Below are 17,927 nucleotides of genomic sequence, written 5' to 3'. Positions count from 1 at the left end.
CAAAAACACATGGACTATACGCTCACCCGCATAGACCCGAACGGTGAGAACGACCGTTACCCCCTGCAAAAACAGGAGATTGTTACCGATCCCCTGGAAAAGCACGTTCATCAAAACGTCTATATGGGCAAGTTGGAACACGCTCTGCATGACATGGTGAACTGGGGTCGTAAGAACTCCCTTTGGCCGTTTAACTTCGGCCTTTCTTGTTGCTACGTCGAAATGACTACCTCGTTTACGGCGGTACATGACGTGGCGCGATTCGGGTCGGAAGTTATTCGTGCTTCGCCTCGCCAGGCTGACTTTATGGTGGTAGCGGGAACCTGTTTCACCAAGATGGCTCCGGTTGTGCAGCGCCTGTATGACCAGATGCTGGAACCCAAGTGGGTGATCTCGATGGGTGCCTGCGCGAACTCCGGCGGTATGTACGATATCTATTCTGTGGTGCAGGGCGTGGATAAGTTTCTGCCGGTTGACGTGTATATCCCGGGTTGCCCTCCGCGCCCTGAAGCCTATATGCAGGCACTGCTGCTGCTGCAGGAGTCGATTGGCAAAGAGCGCCGCCCGCTGTCGTGGGTTGTCAGCGATCAGGGCGTGTATCGCGCCAATATGCAGTCGGAGCGCGACAGAAAGAATGCCGAGCGTATCGCCGTGACGAATCTGCGCACGCCTGACGAAATTTAAAAACAGCAGTTTATGGATGTGGTCAGCAACAGCGCAAAAAAAACACAATGTAACGTGCGCCGACCCACCTGACGCCAACACTGAGCGCCTGGATGACAGGCCAGAATGGTGAACCACTTATGACAGATTTAACCACGCAAGATCTCGCTCAGCCGTTATGGCAAACCCGAGATCACCAGGATGACCCGGTGATCGGCGAGCTGCGTAATCGTTTTGGGCCTGACGCCTTTACTGTGCAAGCAACCCGTACCGGCATTCCGGTAGTCTGGGTGAAACGTGAGCAGCTGCTTGAGATTATCCATTTCCTGCGCAAGCTGCCAAAACCCTATGTCATGCTGTATGACCTGCATGGCATGGACGAGCGTCTGCGTACTCACCGTGCGGGTTTACCCGCGGCGGATTTTTCCGTTTTCTACCACTTCATCTCCATTGAACGCAATCGCGATATCATGCTCAAGGTGGCGTTGTCTGAAAACGATTTGAATGTGCCGACCATCACCAAAATCTTCCCGAATGCCAACTGGTATGAGCGTGAAACCTGGGAGATGTTTGGTATCAATATCGAGGGCCACCCGCACCTGACGCGCATCATGATGCCGCAGACGTGGGAAGGGCACCCGCTGCGCAAAGATTATCCGGCGCGTGCGACCGAATTCGATCCTTTCGAGCTGACCAAGCAGAAAGAAGATCTGGAGATGGAGTCGCTCACCTTTAAGCCTGAAGACTGGGGCATGAAGCGCAGCACCAACAATGAGGACTTTATGTTCCTCAACCTCGGCCCGAACCACCCGTCTGCGCACGGTGCGTTCCGTATTATCCTGCAGCTGGACGGCGAAGAGATCGTCGACTGCGTGCCGGATATCGGTTACCACCATCGCGGTGCGGAGAAAATGGGCGAGCGTCAATCCTGGCACAGCTACATTCCTTACACCGACCGCATCGAGTATCTTGGCGGCTGCGTGAATGAAATGCCGTACGTGTTAGCGGTTGAGAAACTGGCCGGTATCAAAGTGCCAGAGCGCGTGGATGTCATCCGCGTGATGCTTTCAGAGCTGTTCCGTATAAACAGCCACCTGCTCTACATCTCAACGTTTATTCAGGACGTCGGTGCGATGTCTCCGGTGTTCTTTGCCTTTACCGATCGCCAGAAAATTTATGACGTGGTGGAAGCCATTACTGGTTTCCGTATGCACCCGGCCTGGTTCCGCATTGGCGGCGTGGCGCATGACCTGCCGAAAGGCTGGGAGCGCCTGCTGCGCGAGCTGCTGGACTGGTTGCCAAAACGTCTGAAATCCTACGAACAGACCGCGTTGAAAAACTCCGTGCTGATCGCCCGTTCGAAAGGTGTTTCTGCCTACAACATGGAAGAGGCACTGGCCTGGGGTACCACCGGCGCAGGTCTGCGCGCGACGGGTCTCGACTTTGACGTGCGTAAATGGCGCCCTTACTCCGGTTATGAAAACTTCGATTTCGACATTCCAATCGGTGACGGGGTCAGCTGTGCTTACAGCCGCGTGATGCTGAAGATGGAAGAGATGCGTCAGAGTATGCGCATCCTGGAACAGTGCCTGAAGAACATGCCGGAAGGCCCGTTCAAGGCTGACCATCCGCTGACCACGCCGCCACCAAAAGAGCGCACGCTGCAGCATATCGAAACCCTGATCACTCACTTCCTGCAGGTTTCATGGGGCCCGGTGATGCCGGCCAATGAGTCCTTCCAGATGATTGAAGCGACCAAAGGGATTAACAGTTACTACCTGACCAGCGACGGCAGCACCATGAGCTATCGCACCCGCGTGCGTACGCCTAGCTTCCCGCACCTGCAGCAGATCCCTTCAGTGATCAACGGCAGCCTGGTATCCGACCTGATCGTATACCTCGGTAGTATCGATTTTGTTATGTCAGACGTGGACCGCTAATTATGCACGATCAAAGAATTGCGATCGAAACGATCGATGAATCCGGGGCTTTTGTGCTGAGTGCCTCCGAGCGCGACGCCATCGAGCATGAAAAGCACCATTACGAAGATGCGCGTGCCGCTTCAATTGAAGCGCTGAAAATTGTTCAGAAGCAGCGCGGCTGGGTGCCAAACGGCGCGATTAACGCGATTGCGGATGTGCTGGGTATTCCGGCCAGTGATGTGGAAGGGGTAGCAACATTCTACAGCCAGATCTTCCGCACGCCGGTTGGCCGCCATGTGATCCGCTACTGCGACAGCGTGGTGTGCCACATCACTGGCTTCCAGGGCATTCAGGCCGCGCTGGAGACCAATCTGAACATCAAGCCGGGCCAGACCACGGCTGATGGCCGCTTCACGCTGCTGCCGACCTGTTGCCTGGGTAACTGCGACAAGGGGCCGGTGATGATGGTGGATGAAGACACTCACGTTCATCTGACGCCGGAAGGCATCGCCAACTTACTGGAGCAGTATCAATGAGACAGATCGTGCGTACTGCCGAAATGCATCCGCTGACCTGGCGCATGCGTGAAGACAAACAGCCGGTATTTCTTGAGGAATATCGCAGTAAGAATGGCTATGCCGGTGCTGAGAAAGCCCTGAAATCCATGGCGCCGGAAGAGATCGTCGCCCAGGTTAAAGACTCTGGCCTGAAAGGGCGCGGCGGTGCAGGCTTCTCCACGGGTTTGAAGTGGAGCCTGATGCCGAAAGACGAATCCATGAACATCCGTTACCTGCTGTGTAACGCCGATGAAATGGAGCCAGGCACCTATAAAGACCGCCTGCTGATGGAGCAGATGCCGCACCAGCTGGTGGAAGGCATGCTGATCGCCGCTTTCGCGCTGAAAACCTATCGTGGCTATATCTTCCTGCGTGGCGAATATATTGAAGCGGCCGCTAACCTGCGCCGCGCCATCGCGGAAGCAACCGAAGCGGGTCTGTTGGGTAAAAATATCCTCGGGTCGGGCTTCGATTTTGAGCTGATCGTGCACACCGGCGCTGGTCGCTATATCTGTGGTGAAGAGACCGCGTTGATTAACTCCCTGGAAGGGCGCCGCGCTAACCCGCGCTCCAAGCCACCCTTCCCGGCATCAGCGGGTGCCTGGGGCAAGCCGACCTGCGTGAATAACGTTGAGACGCTCTCCAACGTGCCGGCCATCATTGCTAATGGCGTTGACTGGTACAAAGGCATTTCCACCAGTGAAGATACCGGCACCAAAATGATGGGCTTCTCCGGCAGGGTGAAAAATCCTGGCGTCTGGGAACTGCCGTTTGGCACCACCGCCCGCGAAATTCTGGAAGAGTATGCCGGTGGCATGCGCGACGGCCTGAAATTCAAAGCCTGGCAGCCGGGTGGCGCAGGGACTGACTTCCTGACCGAATCCCACCTCGACCTGCCAATGGAATTTGCCAGCATTGGTAAAGCCGGTAGCCGTCTGGGCACGGCGCTGGCAATGGCTGTTGACCACGAGATCAACATGGTGTCGCTGGTGCGCAATCTGGAAGAGTTCTTCGCCCGTGAATCCTGCGGCTGGTGTACACCCTGCCGTGACGGCCTGCCGTGGAGCGTTAAAATTCTGCGCGCGCTGGAGAACAAGCAGGGGCAGCCAGGGGATATCGAAACCCTGCTGCAGCTCTGCCGCCAGCTTGGCCCGGGTAAAACATTCTGTGCGCATGCGCCGGGTGCAGTAGAGCCACTGCAAAGTGCCATTAAATACTTCCGCGAAGAGTTTGAAGCGGGAATGGCACCCCAGGTATACAGCAACGCACACGCGATTAGCGGCATCCAGCCAAACCTGTTAAAGGCGCGCTGGTAAGCAAAGTTTAACGCCCGTGTTCGCACGGGCCTTACGGAAGCATGTTCACTATGGCTACAATTCATGTAGACGGTAAAGAATATGATGTTGATGGTGCAGACAACCTGTTGCAGGCATGTCTCTCCCTCGGCCTTGATATTCCTTATTTCTGCTGGCACCCGGCGCTCGGTAGCGTCGGTGCCTGCCGCCAGTGTGCGGTAAAGCAGTTCCAAAATGCCGAAGACACCCGTGGCCGCCTGGTTATGTCCTGCATGACCCCGGCGTCCGATGGCACGTTCATCTCCATTGATGATGGGGAAGCGAAAGAGTTCCGCGAAAGCGTGGTGGAGTGGTTAATGACTAACCACCCGCACGACTGTCCGGTCTGTGAAGAGGGCGGTAACTGTCACCTGCAGGATATGACAGTGATGACCGGCCACAGTTTCCGCCGTTATCGCTTCACCAAGCGTACTCACCGCAATCAGGATCTCGGTCCGTTTATCTCCCATGAGATGAACCGCTGTATCGCCTGTTATCGCTGCGTGCGCTACTACAAAGATTATGCCGATGGTACAGACCTCGGCGTTTACGGTGCGCATGACAACGTCTACTTTGGCCGCCCGGAAGATGGCGTGCTGGAGAGTGAATTCTCCGGAAACCTGGTAGAAATCTGCCCGACCGGCGTGTTCACCGACAAAACTCACTCCGAGCGTTATAACCGTAAGTGGGATATGCAGTTTGCGCCAAGCATCTGCCAGCAGTGCAGCATCGGCTGTAACACCAGCCCGGGCGAGCGCTACGGTGAACTGCGCCGCATCGAAAACCGCTATAACGGTACGGTAAACCACTACTTCCTGTGCGACCGTGGCCGTTTCGGCTATGGCTACGTTAACCTGAAAGATCGCCCGCGCCAGCCAATGCAGCGCCGCGGCGACGACTGGATCGCGCTCAACGCTGAGCAGGCGATGCAGGGAGCCGCAGATGTGCTGCGCCAGGCGAAGAAAGTGATCGGCATCGGTTCACCGCGCGCCAGCGTGGAGAGCAACTTCGCCCTGCGCGAGCTGGTGGGAGCAGAAAACTTCTCTACCGGTATCGCGGCGGGCGAGCAGGCGCGTCTTGAGCTGATGCTTAACGTGCTGCGCGACAGCGGCATTCACACCCCGGCGCTGCGTGATATTGAGAGCTACGATGCGGTGCTGGTGCTGGGTGAAGATCTGACTCAGACCGGGGCGCGCGTTGCGCTCTCCGTGCGTCAGGCCGTGAAGGGCAAATCGCGTGAAATGGCCGCCGCACAGAAAGTCGCGGACTGGCAGATTGCTGCGATTCTCAATATCGGTCAGAACGCCAAACATCCGCTGTTCGTCACTAACGTGGATGAAACCCGCCTGGATGATATCGCCGCCTGGAGCTATCGCGCCCCGGTTGACGATCAGGCACGCTTAGGTTTTGCCATCGCCCATGAGCTGGACGCCAGCGCACCGGCAGTCAGCGATCTCGATAAATCACTGGCGGGCAAAATCGATGTGATCGTGCAGGCGCTGGCCGGTGCGAAAAAACCGCTGATTATTTCCGGCACTCACTCCGGCAGTGAAGCGATGATTCAGGCCGCCGCCAACGTGGCGAAAGCGCTGAAAGCGCGCGGTTCTGATGTGGGGATCACCCTGATTGCGGGTGCCACTAACAGCGTTGGCCTTGGCATGATCGGCGGTCACTCGCTCGACGTCGCCCTGGCCGAGCTGGAAAACGGCGCGGCAGATGCGGTGATCATTTTGGAGAACGATCTCTATCGTCACCTGCCGAAAGCCACCGTGGATGCCGCGCTGAGCAATACGCCAAACGTGATCGTGCTCGATCACCAGCGTACTGCCACCAGCGAAAAGGCCGGTCTGATCCTCTCTACCGCCAGCTTCGCCGAAAGCGACGGCACCGTCGTCAACCAGGAGGGCCGCGCACAGCGTTTCTTCCAGGTTTATGACCCGGCTTACTACGACGAAAAAGTTCAGATGCTGGAAAGCTGGCGCTGGCTGCACTCGCTGCAGAGCACCATCAACAGCCGCGAAGTGGACTGGAGCCAGCTCGATCACGTCATAGATGCCTGCGTGGCGGTACTGCCGCAGCTGGCCGGAATTAAACAAGCGGCACCGGATGCCAGCTTCCGTATTCGTGGTCAGAAGCTGGCGCGTTCGCCGCATCGCTCAAGTGGACGTACCGCGATGCGCGCCAATATCAGCGTGCACGAACCGCGTCAGCCGCAGGACAAAGACACCATGTTCTCCTTCTCAATGGAAGGGAACAACCAGCCGGGCGCTGCGCGCTCGCAGATCCCATTTGCATGGGCTCCAGGCTGGAACTCACCGCAGGCATGGAACAAATTCCAGGCGGAAGTGGGTGGACATCTGCGTAACGGCGATCCAGGCGTGCGCCTGATCGAAGCGGGTGAGTCTCAGCTGGGCTGGTTCGAAAATGTGCCGGCTGCCTTCAGCGGTCGCGCCGAAAGCTGGCGCGTGGCGCCATACTTCCACCTGTTTGGTAGTGAAGAGATGACGCAGCGCGCTCCGGTTATTCAGCAGCGTATGCCTGAAGCTTACGTGATGGTGAACCCGGACGATGCGGCAAAACTGGGCGTCAATGCCGGTGCTGCGGTGGAATTTAACTGTCAGGGTGAAGTCCTGCGTCTGCCGGTGCGCTTCTCCAGCAACCTGCAGGCAGGGCAGGTTGGTCTGCCAATTGGTTTGCCGGGTGTTCCACCGTTCCTTGCCGGAAGCGACATTGAAAATCTGCGGGAGGCTGCACAATGAGCTGGCTGACACCGGAAGTTATCGACGTCATTATCGCCGTCGTAAAAGCCTTAGTGATTCTGTTTGTCGTGGTGGGCTGCGGCGCGTTTATGAGCTTCGGCGAACGTCGCCTGCTCGGGCTGTTCCAGAACCGTTACGGACCAAACCGTGTCGGCTGGGGCGGCTCGCTGCAGCTGGTGGCGGATATGATCAAAATGTTCTTTAAAGAGGACTGGATCCCACCGTTCACCGACCGCGTGATCTTTACTCTTGCGCCAATGATCGCTTTCACCTCGCTGCTGCTGGCGATGGCGATTGTGCCGGTGACTTCCACCTGGATGGGCGCGGACCTGAACATCGGTCTGCTGTTCTTCCTGATGATGGCAGGCCTGGCAGTGTATGCCGTGCTGTTCGCGGGCTGGTCGAGTAATAACAAATACTCACTGCTCGGTGCGATGCGTGCCTCGGCCCAGACGCTGAGCTACGAAGTGTTCCTCGGCCTGTCGCTGATGGGCGTGGTCGCTCAGGCTGGCTCGTTCAACATGGTCGACATTGTGAACAGCCAGCAGCATCTGTGGAACGTGATCCCGCAGTTCCTGGGCTTTATCACCTTCTGCATCGCCGGTGTTGCCGTGTGTCACCGCCATCCGTTTGACCAGCCAGAAGCCGAGCAGGAACTGGCCGACGGTTACCACATTGAGTATGCCGGGATGAAGTTCGGCCTGTTCTTCGTCGGTGAATACGTCGGTATCGTGACCGTATCGTCACTGATCGTCACGCTGTTCTTCGGTGGCTGGTATGGTCCGTGGCTGCCGCCGATTTTCTGGTTTGCCATCAAAACGGCATTCTTCATGATGATGTTCATTCTGATTCGTGCTGCGTTACCGCGCCCGCGCTATGACCAGGTGATGTCGTTCGGCTGGAAAGTCTGTCTGCCGTTGACGCTGTTGAATCTGCTGGCGACCGCCGCAGTGATTCTGTACACGGCGCAGTAAGGGGTTAAGAACATGACATTAAAAGACCTTGTCGTTGGTTTCGGGACAACCGTACGCAGTATCTGGCTGATAGGTATGAATGCCTTCGCCAAACGCGAAACCATGATGTACCCGGAAGAGCCGGTTTACCTGCCGCCACGTTATCGTGGGCGTATCGTGCTGACGCGCGATCCGGACGGCCAGGAACGCTGCGTTGCCTGTAACCTGTGTGCCGTCGCCTGCCCGGTGGGCTGTATCTCGCTGCAAAAAGCAGAGATGGCCGACGGCCGCTGGTATCCGGAATTCTTCCGTATCAACTTCTCGCGCTGCATCTTCTGTGGCCTGTGTGAAGAGGCTTGCCCGACCACTGCGATTCAGCTTACCCCAGATTTCGAACTGGGTGAGTTCAAGCGTCAGGATCTGGTGTATGAAAAAGAACACCTGCTGATTTCCGGCCCGGGCAAATACCCGGAATACAATTTTTACCGGATGGCGGGTATGGCGATCGACGGCAAAGACAAAGGCGACGCAGAAAACGAAGCCAAACCCATCGACGTCAAGGGCTTGTTACCTTAAGGAGCCAGGCATGGAATTTGCGTTTTATCTTTGCGGACTGGTAGCGGTGCTGGCGACGTTGCGCGTTGTCACCCACACAGACCCGGTACATGCGTTGCTGTACCTGATTATTTCTCTGCTGGCTGTCGCCGGTGTGTTCTTCTCGCTCGGCGCTTACTTTGCCGGTGCGCTGGAGATCATTGTGTATGCGGGTGCCATCATGGTGCTGTTCGTCTTCGTGGTGATGATGCTGAACCTTGGCGGCCAGGAGATCGAGCAGGAGCGCCGCTGGCTGCAACCGTCTATGTGGATCGGGCCTGCCGTGCTGTCGTTTGTCCTGCTGGTGGTGCTGGTTTACGCCATCCGTAGCATTAATGACCAGGGCATTGACGGCACGATGATCGATGCAAAAGCCGTCGGCATCAGCCTGTTTGGTCCTTATGTTCTGGCCGTTGAGCTGGCTTCCATGCTGCTGCTGGCAGGCCTGGTCGTGGCCTTCCACATCGGTCGCGAGCAGCGCCCTGGTGAGGTGCTGAGCAACCGCCCGGCGGACAAAGTGAAAAGTAACAAGGAGGAGCAGGTATGATCCCTCTGCAGCATGGACTTATTCTGGCGGCCATTCTGTTTGTCCTCGGACTCACGGGCGTGGTTATTCGCCGTAACTTGCTGTTTATGTTGATTGGTCTCGAAATCATGATTAACGCCGCAGCACTGGCGTTTGTGGTGGCGGGGAGCTACTGGGGTCAGGCAGACGGTCAGGTGATGTATATCCTGGCAATCAGCCTGGCTGCGGCTGAGGCCAGTATTGGCCTGGCGCTGCTGCTGCAGCTGCATCGCCGCAGTCAGACCCTCAACATTGATAAAGTGAGTGAGATGCGCGGATGAACCTTCTCTATTTAACAATCCTGTTTCCGCTGATTGGCTTCTTACTGCTGGCATTTTCCCGTGGTCGCTGGTCAGAAAATCTGGCCGCTACCGTCGGGATGGGCTCTGTCGGTCTGGCCGCGCTGGTCACGCTCTATGTTGGCATGGACTTCTTTGCCAACGGCCAGCAGGTATTTAATCAGCTGCTGTGGACCTGGATCCACGTAGGTAACTACAACATCAGCGTCAGCCTGACGCTGGATGGGCTGTCGCTGACTATGCTGTCTGTGGTCACCGGTGTCGGCTTCTTCATCCATATGTTCGCCTCCTGGTACATGCGTGGGGAGGAGGGCTACTCGCGCTTCTTCGCCTATACCAACCTGTTTATCGCCAGCATGGTGGTTCTGGTACTGGCCGATAACCTGATGCTGATGTATCTCGGCTGGGAAGGCGTGGGTCTCTGCTCGTACCTGCTGATCGGTTTCTACTACACCGAAGCGAAAAACGGTGCGGCGGCTATGAAGGCCTTTATCGTGACCCGCGTGGGTGACGTGTTCCTGGCATTTGCGTTGTTCATTCTTTACAACGAGCTGGGTACGCTGAACTTCCGCGAGATGGTCGAGCTGGCGCCGGCACACTTTGCTGCCGATAACCATATGCTGATGTGGGCAACCCTGATGCTGTTAGGGGGTGCGGTCGGTAAATCAGCCCAGCTGCCATTGCAGACCTGGCTGGCCGATGCGATGGCGGGCCCAACCCCGGTATCTGCACTGATCCACGCGGCAACCATGGTCACCGCAGGTGTCTATCTGATTGCCCGTACTCACGGCCTGTTCCTGATGACGCCGGAAGTGCTGCATCTGGTCGGTATCGTTGGTGCGGTGACGCTGGTGCTGGCAGGCTTTGCGGCGCTGGTGCAGACCGATATCAAGCGCGTATTGGCTTATTCGACCATGAGTCAGATTGGCTATATGTTCCTGGCGCTCGGCGTTCAGGCCTGGGATGCGGCGATTTTCCACCTGATGACCCATGCGTTCTTCAAAGCGCTGCTGTTCCTCTCCTCGGGTTCGGTGATCCTTGCCTGCCATCATGAGCAGAACATCTTCAAAATGGGCGGCTTGCGTAAAAGTATCCCACTGGTGTATGTCTGCTTCCTGGTCGGGGGCGCCGCGCTGTCTGCTCTGCCGCTGATCACTGCGGGCTTCTTCAGTAAAGATGAGATTCTGGCAGGGGCACTGGCTAATGGTCATCTTAACCTGATGATTGCCGGTCTGGCCGGGGCGTTTATGACCTCGCTCTACACCTTCCGTATGATCTTCATTACTTTCCACGGGAAAGAACAAATTCACGCTCACGCCGGCAAAGGGATTACTCATCATCTGCCGCTGATCGTGCTGTTAATTCTCTCAACCTTTATTGGCGCGATGATTGTGCCGCCGCTGAAAGGCGTACTGCCGGATACCGCTGAACTGGCGCACGGCAGCGTGCTGACGCTGGAGATTGCCTCTGGCGTAGTCGCGATTGTCGGCATTCTGCTGGCTGCCGCGCTGTGGCTGGGCAAACGCACGCTGGTGACTTCGATCGCCAACAGCGCGCCAGGCCGTTTCTTCTCGACCTGGTGGTTTGCTGCCTGGGGCTTCGACTGGCTGTACGACAAAATCTTCGTCAAGCCTTACCTTGGCGTGGCCTGGCTGCTGTCGCGTGACCCGTTAAATGCCCTGATGAACATCCCGGCACTGTTGGCGCGTGGCGCTAACAAAGGCCTGGTGATCAGCGAAAACGGCTACCTGCGCTGGTATCTGGCCTCAATGAGCATCGGCGCCGTGGTGGTGCTGGCTCTGCTGATGGTGATGTAAAGGTTCGTGAGTGGGGTGGGGCTGGTTGGCCCCGTCCTGAGTTTAAGAATGTTGAAAATTACCTGAAGGTTGGGCGTCATCGGCGCAGTCAGTTTTGTCACCGCCAGCGCAGAGCAAGCGCAGCATACTGAAGTATGTGAGCATTGCGAGCACTGCCGGGGGCAAAAATGGCAAGCAAGATAGCCCATTCAGGCTTATAAAGGGAACAAATCGCCATGTTATTACCCTGGCTTATATTAATCCCGTTTGTCGGCGGCTTGCTGTGCTGGCAGCTTGAGCGCTTCGGACCCAAGCTACCGCGCTGGATCGCACTGATCGCAATGGGGCTGACGCTGGTGCTTTCGCTGCAGCTGTGGTTGCAGGGAGGCTATTCACTGACTCAGGCTGCGGGGATCCCGCAGTGGCAATCTGAGTTCTCCGTTCCGTGGATCCCGCGCTTTGGTATTGAGTTCCATCTGGCGCTCGACGGCCTGTCGCTGCTGATGGTGGTGCTGACCGGGTTGCTTGGCCTGATGGCGATCCTCTGCTCGTGGAATGAAATCGAGAAATGGCAGGGCTTCTTCCACCTTAACCTGCTGTGGATCCTCGGTGGCGTGATCGGCGTGTTCCTCGCCATGGACATGTTCCTGTTCTTCTTCTTCTGGGAGATGATGCTGGTGCCGATGTACTTCCTGATCGCGCTGTGGGGCCACAAAGCCTCCGACGGGAAGACGCGTATTTCTGCCGCGACCAAGTTCTTCATCTATACCCAGGCCAGCGGCCTGGTGATGCTGATTGCGATTCTTGCGCTGGTGTTTGTGCACTACAACGCGACCGGCGAATGGACGTTCAGCTACGAACGACTGCTGAAAACGCCAATGTCGCACGGCGTTGAATACCTGCTGATGCTGGGCTTCTTTATCGCCTTCGCGGTAAAAATGCCGGTGGTTCCGCTGCACGGCTGGCTGCCGGATGCGCATAGCCAGGCACCCACGGCAGGTTCGGTTGACCTTGCCGGTATTCTGTTGAAAACCGCCGCTTACGGTCTGCTGCGTTTTGCGCTGCCGCTGTTCCCAAATGCTTCGGCCGAGTTTGCTCCTATTGCGATGTGGCTGGGGATTATCGGCATCTTCTACGGCGCGTGGATGGCTTTCTCGCAGTACGATATCAAGCGCCTGATTGCTTATACCTCTATCTCCCACATGGGCTTCGTGCTGATTGCTATCTACACCGGTAGCCAGCTGGCGTTCCAGGGCGCGGTGGTGCAGATGATTGCGCACGGCCTGTCAGCTTCTGCGCTGTTCATCCTTTGTGGTCAGCTGTATGAGCGTTTGCATACCCGTGATATGCGTCAGATGGGGGGCCTGTGGGCACGTATCAAATGGTTACCGGGCCTGTCGCTGTTCTTCGCGGTAGCAAACCTTGGGATGCCGGGTACGGGTAACTTCGTCGGGGAGTTTATGATCCTGACGGGCAGCTTCCAGACGGTGCCGGTGATCATTGTCATCGCGACCTTCGGTCTGGTGTTTGCTTCGGTTTACTCACTGATTATGATGCAACGCGCTTACTACGGTGCGCCAAAGTCAGATACGCCACTGCGCGGTATGTCAGCGCGTGAGTTCCTGATGATTATGGTGCTGGTGGTCCTGCTGGTGCTGCTGGGTGTTTATCCTCAGCCGATTCTGGATACCTCGCATGCTGCGATGAGTAATATTCAGCAGTGGTTTACTGCTTCAATTTCAACTACAAGGCCGTAATTCGCCATGACAATAACTCCTCAACAATTGATCGCGCTTCTACCGCTGCTGATCGTCGGATTGACGGTGGTAGTTGTGATGCTGTCCATTGCGTGGCGACGCAATCACTTCGTTAATGCGACGCTGGCCGTCATCGGTCTCAACCTGGCGCTGTTCTCGCTGTACTTTGTCGGCCAGGCTGGGCCAATGGATGTCACCCCGCTACTGCGCGTGGACAGCTATTCGATGCTGTATACCGGGCTGGTTATCCTTGCCAGCCTGGCAACCTGCACCTTTGCCTACCCGTGGCTGGCGGGCTACCCGGATAACCGCGAAGAGTTCTACCTGCTGGTACTGATTGCGACGCTGGGTGGTGTGATGCTGGCCAGCGCGAATCACCTGGCTTCGCTGTTCCTCGGTATTGAGCTGATCTCCCTGCCGCTGTTTGGCCTGGTGGGTTACGCCTTCCAGCAGAAACGCTCGCTGGAAGCGGCGATCAAGTACACCATCCTGTCGGCTGCCGCATCATCATTCCTGCTGTTCGGTATGGCGCTGGTGTATGCAGACTCGGGCAACCTCAGCTTTGCTTCGCTGGGTAAGAGCCTGAACGATGGTGTCCTGCATGAGCCGCTGCTGATGGCGGGTCTGGGTATGATGATCGTCGGCTTTGGCTTCAAGCTGTCGCTGGTTCCGTTCCACCTGTGGACGCCAGACGTCTATCAGGGGGCTCCGGCTCCGGTGTCGACCTTCCTGGCTACCGCCAGCAAAATCGCCATCTTTGGCGTGCTGATGCGCCTGTTTATGTATGCACCGCTGGCCGATAACGAAGGCGTGCGCAGCGTACTCGGCATCATGGCGGTGCTGTCGATGCTGTTCGGTAACCTGATGGCGATTTCGCAGACCAACATCAAGCGTATGCTGGGCTACTCGTCAATTGCTCACCTCGGCTATCTGCTGGTGGCGCTGATTGCCGTGCAGACTCACCAGCTGTCGATGGAGACGGTTGGCGTTTACCTGGCCGGTTATCTGTTCAGCAGCCTCGGTGCTTTCGGTGTCGTCAGCCTGATGTCCAGCCCTTACCGTGGCCCGGATGCTGACTCGCTGTACTCCTACCGTGGTCTGTTCTGGCACCGTCCGATCCTCGCCGCGGTGATGACCGTGATGATGCTGTCACTGGCGGGTATCCCGATGACGCTTGGCTTTATTGGTAAGTTCTACGTCATTGCGGTCGGTGTGAGTGCGCATCTGTGGTGGCTGACCGGCGCCGTGGTGCTGGGCAGTGCCATCGGCCTGTACTACTACCTGCGTATGACCGTCAGCCTGTACCTCAACCCGCCAGAGTTGATGCAGCGTGATACCCCGGCGAACTGGGCGTTCACCGCCGGTGGTGTGGTGGTCCTGATTTCAGCAATCCTGGTGCTGGCGCTGGGTATCTACCCGCAGCCGCTGATCTCGCTGGTAAAACTGGCGCAGCCGCTAATGTAATTCAGCACGCTGCCAATAAAAAATCGGGCCATGTGGCCCGATTTTTTTTACCTGTAATTTGATTAACCCGCCGTCACCACGCGGTCATCAATATACTTACGCTTGTCCGGCGGTGGTGGGAAATACTGATAATGACTTACTCTTTAACGCCTAATTCCATACTTTCCAGTGACTTCAGAAAGTAAGGGGTGAGATCGACTTCTTTTCCATCAGTGTTTATCATTAAATTACCAAATCCGCACAATCCAGAGCTGTTTTGAATCATGCAAAAATAGATTTTCTTTTTAAGGTTTTTATCTCCCAGCTGTGACTTATTATCTTCGGTGATATTTTCATCAACAACCATAAATCCTTTGGCGTGTGTTGACTGGATATTGTACAGCTTGAGTGGAATATATTTTTTTTCTTTATGGTCTTTATGGATGTAAGCGCTTTTTCTCAGCTCCCAGCTGTTATTTTTTGTGCTGAATACAACTTTCTGCTTTACGCTAACGTCATACCCCGCTTCACGGATGCCATTAGCATAAAGACAAAACCACTCTTTTATGGGTTTTGTCTCAGGTTCATCTCCTCGGCTGGGCCAGGAGTATTTCTTTCTTGCGGGGAAGTAGTAATCATTAAATGTTGCGTTATTGCATGCAGTTGACTCCTGGATGTAATGTACAAATGAAATTTCTCTAATGGTCCGGGGTGAGTATTTTTTTTCATTGAATGACTCAGGAAATTTAATCATTGGTGTGATAGCTGCATGGACGGCGAAACTTAATATTATAGATATAAAAATTAGCGCTTTCATTTATTCCTCCTCAACTGATTGGATTCGGGGTTTTCCACCGTGCAATGGTTTTCTGAGTCAGGGAACCTTATTTCTGTAAGCACCGAAAGAGCATTACCATAGGCGCAGCAGCGTGCATCAAAACCATTCAGGCCGGAATAATCTATTCTATCAACCTTTGTCGGGAGATTAACCGCTGCGCTGGCCCGCCAGAAGGCCAGGCTGCGATAGTAGACCTTACTTCCTCTGATCGTTGAGATTAGCTGACGTTCCAGAACGTGCTCCTGATCGGCATAGGCGGCCATTCCCGCTTTAACCCAATAAAACCCCGCACTGTCAGCTGGTTGATAGCTCCCGGTGTTAACCTGTTCACGCCAGCCGATAATCTCTGTGCTAAGCTCCGGCTGGTTCTCATCATACAGCGAGGTATCACCGTCGCGCAGTGCACGGTTATTCGCTATACGGCGGTAGGCCGCCACCAGCGTGTTGCGGATAGCTTGCGGATAGTGGTAACCGCGAAAGCTGAAATAGCTAAAATAGTTGTCAGGGTTGGTCAGCTGTAAAAATCCGCGCCCGTGCCACGGATAGTACCAGGCGTTGTAATATTCCGTTTGCCCGCTTAAAGCACTTTTTCTGCTGTAGCGGTAGCCTTCCGCGGTGGTGCTAAACCACTGCGTCTCCTGGCAGGCATTCCCGAGGAAGCACGCCATGCGCCACGGGGTGTTAATACCGTATTTACGCATGGCGATATTGAGTTGTTGATAATGCAGTGAGAAGACGGAACCATCCCCCTCATTAAGATGGACCGGTTCCCAGTGGTAAATTTTTCCGACAAGGCGCATGGCATAAGAGGGGATAGTCTGCTTAAATTCAGCCTTACTTAACCAGGAACAGCGGCGAAAATGAGCAATAAACTGGCGTGGCTCAAAGTGCCAGACGCGCCCGGCAGGCAGCCCGCACGCTGTGCTGTTAAAGCACAGTGCCCTGGCATGGGCGATCAGCTTATCCCAGTCATCTTCTGCCAGCACCACCTGGCTGGCTGCCAGCTCCCAGGCGGAGGGCGCAGTAACTGGTTTATCAAACTCCTCCAACCTGGAGGAGTGCCATGATGTATCGCTCTGCTCCCCGCTGTCTGTGGTCTGTGCGCGATGCACAGCCTGGCGGCGGGCTATGCTTGTCGCGATTTCCTGCGATTTCAGCCAGCTATAGCGGGTTTCTACGCTGTCTTCGTTCCACTCAAACGGAAAGTGGCAGATAGTGCGGCTTAAGTCTTCGCCGTTCATCGCGAACAGGCTTGGTGAATTCCACTGGCTGTTATCATCGGGATCGTCATCAATCAGCAGCCAGCCCAGCCAGTGCGGGAAATCCGCATCACTGAATTTTTTGATTTCAGCCGCAGCAATATTGACCCATCCGTGCCCGCCGGGGTAGTTAACTGTGCGCCATAATGGCGCATTATCGGGCATCAGCGTTTCACGATCGGGATGGATAATTCGGCCAAAGCGCAGCAGTTCGTAACCGGCTGAAGGATTATCTGGATATAACTTTTTAGCCAGATCGTAAAGTAGCGACTCATACCCTCCGTCATTATCGTCCACATCCGCATTAACCAGTGTTTCACCCACTTCTGCATAACCCACACCCGGAGCAGGAACCTTACAGCGGGTGGTTATACTGCCGTTGCCTTGTTCAAAGGCCATAGTGACGTACAGCGGTTGCTCACTTTGATAAACGGCATCTTCACGTGACTGCGGGGCATTGTTATCCGGTCGTGATGGATAGAATCGGGTGCCTGGCGGCAGGTAAAAATGAATATCGCCGTATACCACGTCCCGGCGACCATCGTGGCTGATATCCAGTTCTGGGGTGGTACGACCGACTAATTTTTGCAGATTGGCATCGTCACAAATATCTGGAAGTGAACACCATTCCGGGCATCAACCCGTCCGACGGTGCCCAGTGGGTCCTTGCGGTAAATTCGGTCATTTTTCTGCATTGCATCGGAAATATCTTTCACATGCATATACAGAGAGTAAAACGTCACCTTGCCCTGTTCACCGCTGCCCGTTTCCGTTTCATGTTTAAGCAAGACATAACCACAGTCAGAACCACCGTTATAATTCAGCGGTGGCTTATCACGCATATCCAGGTTCGACGGGCGGAAGGATACGACCGTTCCATCGGCAATCGCGCGGATATACTCGGGCCTGGGCCCACTGTCTGCGTGCCTGAGATGCACACCGCCGTGCCATGACTGATGGGTGTTAATCGGATAGTTACGCTGAGGGGCAATGGGGATCATACGCATCACCCAGTCAATATCACTTTCGCCGTAGTTTTTATCACGCAGCATCGGGGGGCTGATAATCATTTATTCACCCTCTCGTCGATACCGCTGGTCGCTAAAGCATTGAGGAAATGCATTAAAGTCGATTTTGAAGGTTGTTGATTTAATACAAGGACGTTTAATCGAAAGCGGGAATTGAGTG

13 protein-coding genes and 1 pseudogene are annotated in these 17,927 nt (G+C 55.6%); 12 read left to right on the top strand and 2 right to left on the bottom strand.

Features of this window, described 5'->3' with window-relative positions; all coding sequences use genetic code 11:
- Positions 1-9: 9 nt before the first annotated feature.
- The 12 genes from ACLI4M_RS02240 (at position 10) to nuoN (ending at position 14,663) form a co-directional block, all read left to right on the top strand.
- On the top strand, positions 10-684 hold the full coding sequence (locus ACLI4M_RS02240) for a NuoB/complex I 20 kDa subunit family protein (protein ID WP_048915449.1): 675 nt from the start codon (positions 10-12) through the stop codon (positions 682-684).
- A 119-nt stretch (positions 685-803) separates the two neighbouring features.
- Positions 804-2,603: an NADH-quinone oxidoreductase subunit C/D gene (gene nuoC, locus ACLI4M_RS02235; protein ID WP_099754448.1), complete on the top strand. Its 1,800-nt coding sequence runs from the start codon at positions 804-806 to the stop codon at positions 2,601-2,603.
- 2 nt (positions 2,604-2,605) lie between these two features.
- Entirely contained in the window at positions 2,606-3,121 is a 516-nt protein-coding gene (gene nuoE / locus ACLI4M_RS02230; protein WP_413449773.1) for an NADH-quinone oxidoreductase subunit NuoE, read from the top strand.
- On the top strand, positions 3,118-4,458 hold the full coding sequence (nuoF, locus tag ACLI4M_RS02225) for an NADH-quinone oxidoreductase subunit NuoF (protein WP_048915452.1): 1,341 nt from the start codon (positions 3,118-3,120) through the stop codon (positions 4,456-4,458). The genes nuoE and nuoF overlap by 4 nt, the downstream gene beginning before the upstream one ends.
- A 50-nt stretch (positions 4,459-4,508) precedes the next feature.
- A complete protein-coding gene (gene nuoG, locus ACLI4M_RS02220) occupies positions 4,509-7,235 on the top strand; it encodes an NADH-quinone oxidoreductase subunit NuoG (protein WP_133623206.1) in 2,727 nt (908 codons plus the stop codon).
- On the top strand, positions 7,232-8,209 hold the full coding sequence (gene nuoH / locus ACLI4M_RS02215) for an NADH-quinone oxidoreductase subunit NuoH (protein ID WP_048915454.1): 978 nt from the start codon (positions 7,232-7,234) through the stop codon (positions 8,207-8,209). Before nuoG ends, nuoH begins: the two co-directional genes overlap by 4 nt.
- A 12-nt stretch (positions 8,210-8,221) precedes the next feature.
- Entirely contained in the window at positions 8,222-8,764 is a 543-nt protein-coding gene (gene nuoI, locus ACLI4M_RS02210) for an NADH-quinone oxidoreductase subunit NuoI (RefSeq protein ID WP_048915455.1), read from the top strand.
- A gap of 10 nt (positions 8,765-8,774) precedes the next feature.
- Positions 8,775-9,329, top strand: a complete 555-nt coding sequence (nuoJ, locus tag ACLI4M_RS02205) for an NADH-quinone oxidoreductase subunit J (RefSeq protein ID WP_048915456.1) — start codon at positions 8,775-8,777, stop codon at positions 9,327-9,329.
- Complete coding sequence (gene nuoK / locus ACLI4M_RS02200) at positions 9,326-9,628, top strand: NADH-quinone oxidoreductase subunit NuoK (RefSeq protein WP_048915457.1); 303 nt, start codon at positions 9,326-9,328, stop codon at positions 9,626-9,628. Before nuoJ ends, nuoK begins: the two co-directional genes overlap by 4 nt.
- Positions 9,625-11,463 carry an NADH-quinone oxidoreductase subunit L gene (gene nuoL, locus ACLI4M_RS02195; protein ID WP_048915458.1) on the top strand — a complete coding sequence of 613 codons (1,839 nt, stop codon included), beginning with the start codon at positions 9,625-9,627 and terminating at the stop codon, positions 11,461-11,463. The genes nuoK and nuoL overlap by 4 nt, the downstream gene beginning before the upstream one ends.
- A 215-nt stretch (positions 11,464-11,678) precedes the next feature.
- Positions 11,679-13,199 (top strand): NADH-quinone oxidoreductase subunit M, encoded by a 1,521-nt coding sequence (gene nuoM, locus ACLI4M_RS02190; protein WP_048915459.1) that lies wholly within the window; start codon positions 11,679-11,681, stop codon positions 13,197-13,199.
- Between the two features lie 6 nt (positions 13,200-13,205).
- Complete coding sequence (gene nuoN / locus ACLI4M_RS02185; RefSeq protein WP_133623207.1) at positions 13,206-14,663, top strand: NADH-quinone oxidoreductase subunit NuoN; 1,458 nt, start codon at positions 13,206-13,208, stop codon at positions 14,661-14,663.
- 136 nt (positions 14,664-14,799) lie between these two features.
- Here the strand turns inward: nuoN and ACLI4M_RS02180 are convergent, their stop codons facing one another.
- Together ACLI4M_RS02180 and ACLI4M_RS02175 are read right to left on the bottom strand one after the other, a co-directional pair.
- Positions 14,800-15,459, bottom strand: a complete 660-nt coding sequence (locus ACLI4M_RS02180) for a hypothetical protein (RefSeq protein WP_253536803.1) — start codon at positions 15,457-15,459, stop codon at positions 14,800-14,802.
- Positions 15,456-17,809: pseudogene (locus tag ACLI4M_RS02175) on the bottom strand (M23 family metallopeptidase). The gene ACLI4M_RS02180 and the pseudogene ACLI4M_RS02175 overlap by 4 nt, the downstream one beginning before the upstream one ends.
- Positions 17,810-17,927: the final 118 nt, after the last annotated feature.

Origin of the sequence: Erwinia sp. LJJL01, assembly GCF_047300805.2 — a bacterium.
GTDB classification, from domain to species: domain Bacteria; phylum Pseudomonadota; class Gammaproteobacteria; order Enterobacterales; family Enterobacteriaceae; genus Erwinia; species Erwinia aphidicola.
The sequence above is the reverse complement of the archived record's forward strand: the minus strand, read 5'-3'. Positions and strand labels throughout refer to the sequence as shown.